The sequence below is a fragment of the Empedobacter sp. 225-1 genome, from assembly GCF_030328185.1.
Taxonomy (GTDB): Bacteria; Bacteroidota; Bacteroidia; order Flavobacteriales; family Weeksellaceae; genus Empedobacter; species Empedobacter stercoris.
The window spans coordinates 42,344-56,113 of the sequence record NZ_JACALO010000005.1 but is presented as its reverse complement, the minus strand read 5'-3'; the positions used below and the strand labels follow the sequence as shown (position 1 = coordinate 56,113).

The window sequence follows — 13,770 nt, the reverse complement described above, 5'->3', positions numbered from 1 at the left end:
ATTTCATTAAAAATCAATAAAATAAAAAAAGCAGCAAAAATAATTTTGCTGCTTTTATAAAGAAAATGGATATTATATTATTTAGTCATCCACCATAATTTTCCATTAATTGGATCCTTTCCACCATAAGCTGAAACTGCTTCATTCCAATTTGTAGTATTAAGAGTTTGTTCACCTAATGGATATGAAATCCTATACGGAATATCAGTCATACCTGCTACTAATGGAGTGAATACGTATGGAGTACCATCTATTTCATATCCAGTTTGACCAGGTAATAATAAAATATTACCATTAGGATATCCTGTACGTCTATATTCTACCCAAGCAGTTTGAGGCTGCATATACAAAGCAATATACTTTTGAGTAATTACATTTTCTTTATTTGCAGCTGGTAATGCAGCTACATAAGCATCAATTTTAGCTTGATCTACTCCCCATTTTTGCATAGATGCTATCACACCATTCACATAATTAGTTTGGTTCCAACCATTAGCTTCTGATAACAAGAATTCTACTTCTGAGTATTCCATTAAAACCTCAGCATAATCTGCAGAGAAAATAGTTTTTGAAAATGGAGATACTTTAGATACCTGATTATTTGATGATAAACGATCAGAAGGTAATCCATAAGGAATTCCTTGATATTTTGTAATATCATCCGTTTCTACATAGTTACCTGAACCAGCGTTAGCTTTTGATGTTCCTAAAGGTGCAGCATATTTTTGTAAACGTGGATCAACTCCATAATTACCAGATTGTCCTTTTAATAATCTAATTAACTGATTATTCACATAGAAGTCATTTCTATTTCCTACAAAAAATTCGCTCCAAAATGGAGAACCTTCTACAGCAGATGTTCCATAATGTTGCAAAGCATTGTCTTCATTTGAGGTAAAAACACCTTTTGCAATAGCATCTTGCATTTCAGCTTTCGCTTCAGGATATACATCTTTAATTTGGTTAGCAATTCTTAAACGTAAAGAGTTGGCAAATTTTTTCCATTTAGATGCTTCTCCAAAGTAAATTTGGTCACCAATTTTATTTTCAGGACTTGTAAATACATTCTTTTCAGTAATATCCAATTGCGCTTCAGCTTCTTTTAGCTCTTGTAACAAATTTTTAAAGATAACTTCTTGCTTAACATATTTAGGTTGAGCATATGTATCAATTTGTAAAGCTTGAAAATCTGGATTCTTTGCACCACTTAATGACCAATATGGAACATCTCCGAAATAATTTGTTAAATCTAAGAATTCGTAAGCCATCATAATACGTGCTACAGCAATCTGTGTATCAACATCTCCGTAAGCAGCTTGTTGTGGTCCTAAAACAGGATCTGTACAAATACTTATTACCTTTTTTAAGTTAGATAAAGATCGATAACTTGCGTTCCATGCTTGATCTCCTGTTGTCGTACGATAAGCGTATTTATCCTCTTCTGTATAGTTTCTCTGTGCTGAATATTGTACCCAAGGCAATAACATACGTCCAGACACCCATCCATCTCTCATTTCATCAACAAATATTTTAGTTGCAATTGGAAAGATTGTATATGTAGGCGCATTTTCGGGTGCATTAGGACTAATATTCATTTCTTCAAATCCATTATCGCAAGAAGATAATAAAGCACTTCCTAGTAATGCTGATAATATAATTGTTTTATTGATTCTCATAATAATTTAATTTTTAGAATTGTAACTTAAGATTCATACCATAAGTTCTTGTAGATGGTAAAGACCCTCCTTCAATACCTTGTATATTTCCAGAACCATAAGAAGCCATTTCAGGATCAAATCCTTTTTTATCTAATCCCCATGTAGCTAAGTTTCTACCAAATGCAGATACAGTAACGTTAGCAAAAGGCCCTGCCCATTTTTTAGGGAAAGTATACGATAAAGTTACTTCACGTAATTTGATGTAGTCTGCATCAAAAACATTTCGGCTATCTACACCATTATAATATGCTTTATAATAATCGTAAGCAGAAACTTCAGTTGTGTTTTTAACATATGATTTTGTTCCTTCATCCCACATTACACCATCTGCAACAACTCCATTCTCACGAACTCCATTAGCCGCGGTTTCTTCTAACATTCCAGAGTACATTCCCCACATATGTGAAGTAGAGAAGAATTTACCTCCTTTTTGAATATCAATTAATGCAGATAAAGAAACCCCTTTGTATGTAAATGTATTTCGGATACCCATGTTATAATCTGGAATAATTGATCCTAAGTTTGTTACTGCTGATTTTTCATAAAATCCATTTGCATCAACAACTTTATTTCCATTATCATCATAAACATAATCCGTTCCTCTTAACTGTCCGTATTGTTGACCTGATAATGCCCATAATTGTACACTAAAAGGAGCTGTCGTTAAGTTATATGAATCCATTTCATCAGAAACTTTACCTACTTTATTATTGTTTTTCGCAAAGTTCCAAGTTACTCTCCATTCAAAATCTTGATTTCTTAATGGAACAATATTTACTAATGCTTCTATACCTTCATTAGTCATTTCTCCTGCATTCAACCATTTAAATCCATACCCTGTAGACCATGAGTGCTGAATAGGCACTAATAAATCTGTACGTTTTTCATTATAATAAGTTAAATCAAAACCAAAACGATTATTAAACATCGAAGCTTCTAAACCAACTTCCCAAGTATCTTTAATCTCAGGTTTTAATAATGGATTTAACTTAGTATTTGATTGAATAAACGTCGGTGTACCATTAAAGTTTATATTTGAAACTAAAACATCTCTTGTTTGGAATTCTGTTAAATCCGATGATACTTGCGAAACCCCAGCTCTTACTTTACCAAAATTTAACCAACTTGGTTTAAATACTTCAGAAAACACAAAACTCCCTGTTACAGATGGATAAAAGTAACTGTTATTTATTACAGGTAAAGTTGAAAACCAATCATTACGACCAGTTGCTTCTAAGAATAGCATATTCCTATATCCCAAAGAAATCATTCCATAAATAGAATTCACTTCTACAGTTGCTCTATTATTTGATGTTGTTGGGTTATCTAAACTATTTGTAATAAAATAATAATTAGGGACAACTAATCCTCCATTTGTTGAGGATGATAATCTACTTGATGTTCTGTGTCTTCTATTTACTCCTACAAATGAATTTAAAGAAAAATCCCCCCATTTTTTATCAAAATGTAAACGCCCTTCATAATTCATTTCAGTAAACTTATAATAGTCTTCTCCATATCCAGACATTGCTTGGGAACCTACCGCTACACGCTCAGATATTTGCATATCGTATGTATCTCCCATTACATTTGCAATGGCATAAAGTCCTGGTGCGATGTCATATTTAAACTCTACATTTCCATAAAAACGATCTCTTTTATCTTTTGATGTATTTTCATACACTACCCAATATGGATTATCAGAATATGCAGGAGTTCCATCATCCCAAGATGTTCTATTCCAAGAACGCTGATTCCCATTAGCTAATTTATAATCTCTTAACTTGTTATAATCTAACTGTCTTTGTCCCCATTGGAACATTTTTTGAGCAACTGAGTTATCCCCGTATCCTACTTCTGGTCTATTAAAACCATCCGTTCTTGTATAAGTTAAATTAGTCGTTACAGTAAATACATCACTAAATTTATTAGATAAGTTAATACCTGCTGTTGTTTTCTTTAATGTAGAATTAGGTACAATACCTGTTTGATTTACATTAGATAATGAAACTCTTAAATTAGTTGATTCATATGATTTTGCAAAGGATACACTATTAGTATAAGCAACACCTGTATTAAAGAATGATTTAGCGTCATTTTTTGAAGCTCTCCAAGACGTTGTTTTCATGTAATCGCTAGCAAACTCAGGGTCAAAAGCATACCATTGTAAAACTTCTTGGTTGTTAAATCTTGGTCCCCAAGATTCATCTGTAGCATAATCTACAATTTGATAATCTTTACCTCCAATATTTACAGTTTCAAAGGTATCAGAAGCTCCACCCCCATATAAATTTTGAAGACTTGGAATTTGATTAATTGATTCAAAAGCAACACCAGTATTAACAACGATATCTTCTCTACCTTTTTTACCAGTTTTTGTCTTGATCATGATTACTCCATTCACAGCACGAGAACCGTATAAAGCAGATGCAGGTCCTCCTTTTAAAACGTTGATAGACTCTACGTCATCTGGGTTAATATCAAACGCTCCATCACCATAATCACGACCTCCGCCACCACGCTGAGTATTTGTATCATTAACATTATTATTAGCTAATGGAATACCATCAATAACTATTAAAGGTCTATTTTCTCCTGTAATAGATCCAATACCTCTTAACGTAATACGTGTAGAACCTCCTAAAGATGAAGGTGCAGTAATTTGTGCTCCAGCAACATTACCAGATAATGATTGTAAAGCATTACTACCTCTACCTGCTTGAATAACATCACCTTTCACTTCTTGAGAAGCATACCCTAAAGATCTTTTATCACGTGTAATACCTAATGCGGTTACAACCGCTCCTTCTAATTCTACTGTTTCAGAAGGTTTTAAAGAAACTTTGTAATCTGTTCCTGCTCCAACCGCAAATGTTTGAGTTGGCAATCCTACCGCTTCTACTGTAACCAAATCTCCTTGTTTAGCTTCGATACTAAACACTCCATTCTCATCAGTATAAGCCTCCTTCCCTGATGTTGTTTTTACAACTGCATCAGCAACTGGAAAACCATCTGGATCAGTTACAGTACCTGTAACTGTCTTTTCTTGTGCATATAACGAAGCTCCTAAAAGAAGACCTCCCAATACAAACAAGTTTTTTAAATTTCTCCTCATTTGTTAAAACATTTTTAAAACTTTCATAAACTTAAGATTTCTATAACATTTACAAAACTTTTTTTCAATAAATTCTGTTAAATTTGCTAAAAAAATAAAAAATTGGATAAAGTTTTATCAAATCACGAACACGAGATTGGTTGTGACGAAGCAGGAAGAGGTTGTTTGAGTGGTCCAGTTGTAGCAGCTGCTGTAATATTAGGAGAAGATTTTGATAATGAAACCATTAATGATTCAAAAAAATTATCAGAAAAAAAAAGAAACTCTTTAAGAACATTTATAGAAGAAAATGCTAAATATTGGGCAATTGGAATTGTTTGGCCGAATGAAATTGATGAGATAAACATTTTGAACGCAAGTTTTTTAGCTATGCATCGAGCTATAGACCAATTAAATTGCCGAAAAGATTTTATTATCGTTGATGGAAATCGTTTCAATAAATACAAGGATGTTCCACATGAATGTATTGTAAAAGGAGATGCTAAGTATATGAATATTGCAGCTGCCTCTATTTTAGCAAAAACGTATCGTGATGAATACATGGAAAAAATTCACAATGAATTTCCGATGTATGATTGGAAAAAAAACAAAGGATATCCCACCAAAGCGCATCGTTTAGCGATAAAAGAGTTTGGTCCTACACCGTATCATCGGATGTCTTTTAAATTATTACCCGATCAATTGAGTTTAGATTTATAAAAAATTAAAAAAGGATACAATAAATTGTATCCTTTTTTAATGTGCTTCAAATAGTATCTATTTTCTTGTTACTTTTTGTGTGTAACTTCTTTTATCTGTCTGTATATTCAATAAATAAATTCCTTTTGGATAAGATTCTAAATTAATTTTAATTTCTTTTTTATCTAATTTATTTTTACCAACTAATAATTTTCCATTCATATCATAAACTTGATAGCTTACAATATTTTCTTTCGTTGTAATATTTACAAAATCTGTTGTTGGATTAGGGAATATCTTAAATTCGAGATTGTTAATATCTGCAAGTCCTAAAGTATTACAATTAATAGAGGCAGCCCATCCTTTTAGTTCTAATCCAGGATCTGAAACGAAACGAACTGTAATAGCTCCAGAATTATCTGTTGAAACAAATGGTCCAGGAATCTGATTACCATTTAGTTTATTCCCATTTTCAAATAATTTACCTGAGCTGGTTCCAATTCCATTGTATATACTCATATAATCATAAATTTCATCACCTGCTGGTTCAATATCAAATTCAGTGAATGTGATGGATACTTTTTCTCCTTCAATTGCTGGTTTGAATATTTTGACAATATTTTCATTTGGAGAATAATTACCATTTGCTCCACCCGAATCGTAATACAAATCTCCGTTGCAATAATCTCCAGGAATTTCTATAATTGTTGAAACTGTCGATGAATTTGATGTTTCAGAACATTGATTTGCAACTTCTATTCTGTAATAAGCGTTTTTTTCTAAGTTATCAAACGTTAAAGTTTTAGAAGTTGTTTCTTTCCATTGTGCTTCTGGAGCACCTATTTTTTGAAATTTATAAATCCATTTTGTCCCTACTTCGTCTTCTATTGTGTAGGTAATACTCAAATCATTTAAAACTCCATTTACAGATTTTATGGTTTGTTGACAAGTCATACTACAATCTGTACTTAAACAAACTTTACCATCAACAGTTGCACGAATCAAAGCACCTGGTTGTTCACCAAATCCATTCGAAAAGTTAATCCCTACACCTCCTAACAAATGACAATAACTCATAATTGTACCTTTATCGGCATAAGGAATTGGACCAGTAGGACATGTACCCTCTGCTAAACCAGGATCATAAGTTGGTGCACAACCATCAATTGCAGTACCGTCTCCGTTCCAAGAACATGAATGTGTATGTGGCGAACCTAAGGCATGTCCCATTTCATGTGTCATTGCCATAATAGTCCACGAATAAACCGGAATATTATTGTACGTCATATTGATTCCAGAATATGCATATCGATATTGATTGTTGCACATAGAATCCAAATAGGCAACAGATGTAGATGATGGATAATTAACCAAGTGAGCAAAATCTCCATCAAAATCAGTTCTTGTAGTTCTAAATTTATTTAACTGAGCACTATAATTACCAGTGTAAGGATCTTGTTCTGTCCAAATCATTACTTGAGACAATGATGTTCTTATGTAATCGTTTGAATAAAGTGTTGCAATATTATTATGAATAGCTGTTAACCAATCTAATGTTTTTGTTTCGTCAGATCCGTTTTGTTTATAAGGAGCATAAGCAATTTCATAATACACACGAACACATCTTTCTGTCATTTCATTTGTCGTATTTTTCAATACTTTTGCATCAAAAGATGGTTTATAATTTTTATTTTCTTCTAGTTGATCAACTGCACATTGTACATTATTTTTTGCTTCAACATTATAAGACGAATAGGATACATATTCTTCAGAATCTTTTAATTTACCAATAACCACGTCTCCTAAAGCGGTAGAAGAAGCCACACCAATTACTTGATCTTTAAAAACAGATAACGCTACCACAGAAGTTTTATCTCCACCAATTATACCTTGATAATATACTCCTGGTTGATAATTTATTCGTTTGTTATTTTGATCAACTGCTTTAAAATTATCTGTAAACAAGGTTTCATTCTTTACTAATTCTAAGCTAATTTTTCGTCCTTCAAAAGGAACCTCTAATGTAAAAGAATTTGGTTTTGATTGGTATAGATTAGATAATGCAACTTTTTCTAAATTAAAAACAGAAACTCCTTTTGCAAAGTCCGCAAACAAATTATTTCCTTTTTGTTGTATATTATCTCCAAATACATTGTAGGATTTGAAACTGCTACTTGTTAATTTAGCTTGATCTACTTTTTTAGCAATTGGCCTTTCTTGACCAAATGAAAGAGTGCTAAATACAAATGCAATTAATAATAAAATTAATTTTTTCATATTTTTTATTTTGTGTTAATTTTGGTAAATATATCAAATTTCAAAATTTTAACACAAAAAAAGAGTAGATAAAAACATCTACTCTTTTCTATTTTATATAGAATAATTCTCTTAAATCCTTACCACATCAGGAACCAATATTTCATATTTTCCTCCATTTCTCATCACATCACGAACAATACTCGAACTGATGTACGCTTTACCTGAAGAAGTTAATAAGAAAATAGTTTCGATGTTATGGTCTGTAATTGCACGATTGGTATGAGCAATTGCTTTCTCAAATTCGAAATCAGCTGGATTGCGAAGTCCACGTAAAATAAACTGAGCATTTACTTCATCGCAAAAATCAACTGTTAATCCATTATAAGACATCACTTCTACATTTCCAAATCTGCTAACAGAATCCTCAATAAACTTAATTCTTTGTTCCAGTGAAAACATATAATTTTTAGATGAATTTGTTCCAATTGCAACAATTATTTTGTCAAACAACGGAACTGCACGTTCGATAATATCTAAATGCCCTAATGTAATTGGATCAAAAGATCCAGGAAAAACTGCTATTCTGTCCATGGCGAAGGTCTATTTAAAGCAATTTCGATTTCGCTATCCATCAAATCTTCCAACGCAATTCCTGCATAAGCAGCTTGCTGAGGAAAAATACTTGCAGGTGAAAAACCTGGTAATGTATTCATTTCAATAAAATGCGGTTCTCCATTTACTATAATATATTCAGAACGAGAAAAACCAGACATATTGATGCATTTATAGGCTTTTGCAGCAACTTCACGCACACGTTGTTCAACTTCTGGTGTTAAACGCGCAGGCGTAATTTCGTCTGATAAACCATTGTATTTAGCGTCATAATCAAAGAATTCTGTGTGCGAAACAATTTCTGTAATTCCCAACACCATAGTTTCTCCTTTGTAATTTAATACACCTACAGAAACTTCTGTTCCATCTAAAAAAGACTCAACCAAAACTTCTTTATCTTCTTGAAAAGCTTTTTGCATTGCTGCTTCAAATTCTTCTTCTTTGAAAACTTTTGAAATTCCTAAACTTGAACCTGAACGATTTGGTTTTACAAAACAAGGTAAGCCTACTTGGTCAAGAATTTCTTTTGCAACATATTGATCTCCTTTGTTAATATAAATAGATTTTGCGTGAGGAATTCCATATTTACTCAATACTGCAATACAATCTTTTTTATTAAATGTTAAGGCAGATTGATAAAAAGGACATCCATTATATGCCAAACCGATCATTTCAAAATACGCTTGTAGATAACCATCTTCGCCTGGCGTACCATGAATTGTATTAAAAACGACATCAAATGTTATTTTTTTTCCATTTTTTTCAAATGAAAAATCACCTTTATTGATTGGATATTTCTCGCCTTCAATTTCGGCATACCAACCTTCTTTTAAGATTCGAACCCTTGTTCTGTCGTACTTTTCTGGATTTAGACTTGCGTAAATCAACTCGCAACTTTTCAACGAAACTACACTTTCGTCCGAGTATCCACCTGCTACAACTGCTACTCTTAACATGTTTAAATTAAAATTTATTCAAATATAGAACTTTGACATCAATCATAAATATTATTTTTAAACTATATTTGTGCGACAATTTATCATTTCAATGAAAGGAGTAAAATCAATCATACAAGTTTTGCTTAATGTAGCTATTGTAGTAGCGCTGTCATTTGGGCTTTACCATTTTATTTTTAACGTCTGGTTAGATTCATATACAAATCACAATGAATTTGTTGAAGTTCCGGATTTATCAAAAATGAATATTACAGATGCTACAACTAAGTTAGAAGAACTTGGTTTAACATACGAAGTAGATAGTTCTCGTTTTGATCCAAATACAAAACCTTTTTCAATTATGGATTTTTATCCAGCAGCAGAATCTCGTGTAAAAGAAGGGCGTCGTATTTTTATTAAATCAAATCCTAAAACATATCGTCCAGTTGAATTGCCTGATTTAGTAGGTAAATCAAAACGTTTAGCATTTACGCAATTAGAAATTTCAGGTCTTAAAATTGGTAAAATTATTTACGAACCAGATTTAGCAAAAGATGCCGTTCTAAAAATATTATACAATGGAAAAATCGTGAAACCTGGAGAACAATTACCACGTTTTGCTACAGTTGATTTGGTTTTAGGACGTGGAATGTTATCTGGTGTAAGAATGCCTAATTTAGTCAATTTAACTTTGACTGAAGCGAAGAAATCAATTAAAGATAATTTCTTCGAAATTGGTCAAATTAAATTTATTGGTGCTTCGAATGATACAATTAACGCAAGAGTGGTATATCAATTCCCTTTTGCTACAGACACTTACGATCAAGGTCAACCGATTGATATTTGGTTATCAACAGAACCTCGCGAAAAAATTAGAACGCAATTAAAAGAATTGGATATTCAGTACAAAAACTTTGGCGAAGATACAATTAGCGGTTCTCAATACAGAGATATTATAACACAGAAAGCTGAACAGCAGATCAAAGACATGCAAAATCAGCAACAACAAAATAATCCAACACCTGAGCAACAAAAGCCGATAGAAGCGCCTAAAGCTCCAGAAGAGATTATTATAGAATAGAAAGAATAAATGGCAGAAGATTTAGAAGATTTCTTACAAGAGGAAGACGACAATAAACTATACGAGCATTTTTCAATAACGGTTGACAAAGGTCAATCGTTATTGCGTATAGATAAGTTCTTGATGGTTAGAATTGAGAACGCTACACGAAATAAAATTCAACAAGCAGCTGATAACGGAAATATATTAGTTAACAATGAATCTGTAAAATCCAATTACAAAGTAAAACCTGGAGATTTTATACAGATTATGTTAGAAACTCCTCCGCGTGATAATGAAGTTATAGCAGAAGATATTCCAATCAAAATTGTTTATGAAGACGACCAAGTCGTTGTTATTGACAAAGAACCAGGAATGGTTGTACATCCTGGACATGGAAATTATACAGGAACTTTGGTTAACGCCTTAAAGTTTCATTTTGATAATTTACCTTCAATGTCTGAGCAAATGGAGCGTCCTGGTTTAGTTCACCGTATTGATAAAGATACAAGTGGACTTTTAGTCATTGCAAAAACGGAAGTTGCAATGACAAGTTTAGCCGAGCAATTTGCAGCGCATACAACCGACCGTTTGTACAACGCATTAGTTTGGGGAGTTCTAAACGAACAAGAAGGCACAATTACTGGACACATCGGTCGACATCTTAAAGATCGTATGCAAATGGCCGTTTTTCCTGATGGAGAACAAGGAAAACATGCCGTAACGCATTATAAAGTAATGGAGAATTTTTCTTATGTTACATTAGTTGAATGTAAATTAGAAACTGGTCGTACGCATCAAATTCGTGCACATTTCAAACATTTAGGACATCCTTTATTTAATGATGCTCGTTATGGTGGAGATCGTATTTTAAAAGGAACAACCTTCAATAAATACAAACAATTTGTTGACAATTGTTTCGCCACATGTCCACGTCAAGCTTTACATGCACGTACATTAGGATTTGATCATCCGACAACAGGAGAACGTATGTCGTTCGAATCACCTTTACCTGCAGATATTTTAACTATTTTGGATCGTTGGAGAAACTATTCGGTAAATTCTGTTCATGCAACGGAACCCGATACTCCTATTGATCGTCATGCAAAAGAATTAGAAGATTAATTACCTATCTATATCAAAAAGCACTTCACTTTGGAGTGCTTTTTATCTCTCATTCAATCAGTTAAAAAAACTGATTAATAAATTTTCAATAAATGAAATTCACTGAATTAAATATAATCGAACCAATTTTAAAAGCAATTGAAGAAGCTGGTTATACAGAACCGACCGAAATTCAAGAGCAGTCTATTCCACTTGTCTTAGAAGGAAACGATATTATTGGTTGCGCACAAACAGGAACAGGAAAAACAGCTTCGTTTGCAATTCCTATTCTACAAAACTTAACGAATACACCAAGTAAGGGACGAAAAGTTAGAACATTAATTTTAACACCTACTCGTGAATTAGCGATTCAAATCAATGATAGTTTTAAGTTATATGGTAAACATTTACCCTTAAAACATATCGCTATTTTTGGAGGAGTAAATCAAAATCCACAAATCGGTGCCATAAAAAATGGTGTTGATATTTTAATTGCTACACCTGGTCGTTTATTAGATTTGATTGGGCAAGGACATCTTAAAATCAATCAAATTGAAATTTTTGTTTTAGATGAAGCTGACCGTATGTTAGACATGGGATTTGTTCATGAGATCAAAAAGATTATCGAAATTATTCCAAAACAAAGACAAACCTTATTTTTCTCGGCTACTATGCCAAAATCTATTCGTAAGTTTTCTCACACTGTTTTAAATCGTCCTAAAGAAGTAAGTGTTACACCTGTTTCTTCGACTGCTGAAACGGTTGAACAGTTTGTTTACCATGTAGACAAGGACATGAAAGTAAAACTTTTGGTCAATATCTTAAATGAACATCCTGAAGAGCGTACATTAATCTTTACGCGTACAAAACATGGAGCAAATCGTTTGGTTAGACATTTGGAAAAAGCTGGAATTCCTTCGGCTGCTATTCACGGAGATAAATCTCAAAATGCACGTCAAAAAGCTTTGAATAATTTCAAAGAAGAAAAGTTAAAAGTACTTATTGCAACTGATATCGCTGCACGAGGAATTGACATTGATCAATTACCGTATGTAATCAATTATGAATTGCCTAATGTCCCAGAAACTTATGTTCATCGAATTGGTCGTACAGGTCGTGCGGGTCGCGAAGGAAAAGCAATCTCATTATGTGCTGCTGATGAAAGAGGTGATTTGGCAAATATTGAAAAATTAATTGGCAACTATGTTACTATCATTAAAACGCCAAAAGAATTTTATAAATTACCTGATGCCAATAGCAACAATAATTTCAAAAAAACAAACACAGGTTTCAAACCAAAGAAAGACACAAAACCGAAAAATCCTCATCGAGGGAGAAGAAAATAACATCAAAAAAATCACTTCGTAATGAAGTGATTTTTTTCTTTAATAACTATATTAAGAAATTAATATTATAATTGAGTAATCTTAAAATTACCTAAGTAGACTTGAGCTGGATTTTTATCATTATCCAATGCTAAATAAAAATATTTTTTAGTTTGAGGATTAACCATTTCAGTATCCAAAATCTTATAATTATTTACATAAGTTTTCATACGATCTTGCTCTACACTTATTTTTACATTCATTTTATTATTGATAAAATAAGACATATTAGCATCTACACTACTTCTTTTGGTTCCATCAAGTTCTTTACTTGTAAATTCGAAATTATCAAATCGATACGATGCTCTGATATTAATCGGATTACGACTTCCTATATAATAATGTTGTGTAACACCTTTCACGTAATCAAATCCGAAATCCAAATTAATTTCTTTGGAAGTATCTGATAAGACAACCACATCAAATTCGAGCGTAAAATTTTCAGGTATATGAACAAGTTCTTTTATTTTATAAGTGTTATCGTCATATAAACGTAACCATTTTCCAGGATAACCAGAAACATTCTCTACTCTACCCATTCCATTACTTGTCCATTTTGTTGCCATATTACCAACCGAATTTGCTGAAAAATCATCTTCAAAAATGATTTGATTTCCACTCACAAAATCATAGGACATCACTGAATTTTCTTGAAATGGTCCACTTTGGATAGTTGTAGAATTCTCTTTACCTTTTTTATTCTGAACAGATTCGGTAGTTGACTTATTTCTTTTAGTATTAATTAATTTATCTGCTTTATCCTCTAATTTTCTTGAAATAGAATTCAATATCTGTGCTTGTCCAATAAATGATAATCCAAAAAAAGATAAAACAAATAGCATTTTGTACATATTTTTCGTCATAGTTTTGATTTTAAATTACTTCATTTACAAATAAACAAAAA

At 32.3% G+C, this 13,770-nt stretch carries 10 protein-coding genes; 4 read left to right on the top strand and 6 right to left on the bottom strand.

Annotated elements, in window-relative coordinates; translation table 11 throughout:
• Positions 1-77: 77 nt before the first annotated feature.
• Both HX088_RS02720 and HX088_RS02715 read right to left on the bottom strand, forming a co-directional pair.
• Positions 78-1,676, bottom strand: a complete 1,599-nt coding sequence (locus tag HX088_RS02720; protein WP_260542254.1) for a SusD/RagB family nutrient-binding outer membrane lipoprotein — start codon at positions 1,674-1,676, stop codon at positions 78-80.
• Positions 1,677-1,689: 13 nt separating this feature from the next.
• Positions 1,690-4,833: a SusC/RagA family TonB-linked outer membrane protein gene (locus tag HX088_RS02715; protein ID WP_260542253.1), complete on the bottom strand. Its 3,144-nt coding sequence runs from the start codon at positions 4,831-4,833 to the stop codon at positions 1,690-1,692.
• 102 nt (positions 4,834-4,935) lie between these two features.
• Here HX088_RS02715 and rnhB point away from each other — a divergent pair, with 102 nt between their 5' ends.
• Positions 4,936-5,532, top strand: coding sequence for a ribonuclease HII (rnhB, locus tag HX088_RS02710; protein WP_260542251.1), 597 nt, complete (start codon positions 4,936-4,938; stop codon positions 5,530-5,532).
• A 57-nt stretch (positions 5,533-5,589) separates the two neighbouring features.
• Here rnhB and HX088_RS02705 read toward each other — a convergent pair whose 3' ends face one another.
• The 3 genes from HX088_RS02705 to HX088_RS02695 form a co-directional block, all read right to left on the bottom strand.
• A complete protein-coding gene (locus tag HX088_RS02705) occupies positions 5,590-7,788 on the bottom strand; it encodes a T9SS type A sorting domain-containing protein (protein ID WP_260542249.1) in 2,199 nt (732 codons plus the stop codon).
• Between the two features lie 111 nt (positions 7,789-7,899).
• Complete coding sequence (gene coaD, locus HX088_RS02700; RefSeq protein WP_171623451.1) at positions 7,900-8,361, bottom strand: pantetheine-phosphate adenylyltransferase; 462 nt, start codon at positions 8,359-8,361, stop codon at positions 7,900-7,902.
• A complete protein-coding gene (locus HX088_RS02695; RefSeq protein WP_286483259.1) occupies positions 8,349-9,338 on the bottom strand; it encodes a D-alanine--D-alanine ligase in 990 nt (329 codons plus the stop codon). The genes coaD and HX088_RS02695 overlap by 13 nt, the downstream gene beginning before the upstream one ends.
• Before the next feature lie 70 nt (positions 9,339-9,408).
• Between HX088_RS02695 and HX088_RS02690 the strand changes: the two genes are divergently transcribed.
• The 3 genes from HX088_RS02690 to HX088_RS02680 all read left to right on the top strand — a co-directional run bounded on the left by HX088_RS02690 (position 9,409) and on the right by HX088_RS02680 (position 12,827).
• Complete coding sequence (locus tag HX088_RS02690) at positions 9,409-10,398, top strand: PASTA domain-containing protein (protein WP_225540103.1); 990 nt, start codon at positions 9,409-9,411, stop codon at positions 10,396-10,398.
• Positions 10,399-10,407: 9 nt separating this feature from the next.
• Positions 10,408-11,502, top strand: coding sequence for an RluA family pseudouridine synthase (locus tag HX088_RS02685; RefSeq protein ID WP_260542244.1), 1,095 nt, complete (start codon positions 10,408-10,410; stop codon positions 11,500-11,502).
• A gap of 92 nt (positions 11,503-11,594) precedes the next feature.
• Positions 11,595-12,827 carry a DEAD/DEAH box helicase gene (locus tag HX088_RS02680; RefSeq protein ID WP_171623446.1) on the top strand — a complete coding sequence of 411 codons (1,233 nt, stop codon included), beginning with the start codon at positions 11,595-11,597 and terminating at the stop codon, positions 12,825-12,827.
• 65 nt (positions 12,828-12,892) lie between these two features.
• Here HX088_RS02680 and HX088_RS02675 read toward each other — a convergent pair whose 3' ends face one another.
• A complete protein-coding gene (locus HX088_RS02675) occupies positions 12,893-13,729 on the bottom strand; it encodes a hypothetical protein (RefSeq protein WP_260542241.1) in 837 nt (278 codons plus the stop codon).
• Between the last annotated feature and the right edge of the window lie 41 nt (positions 13,730-13,770).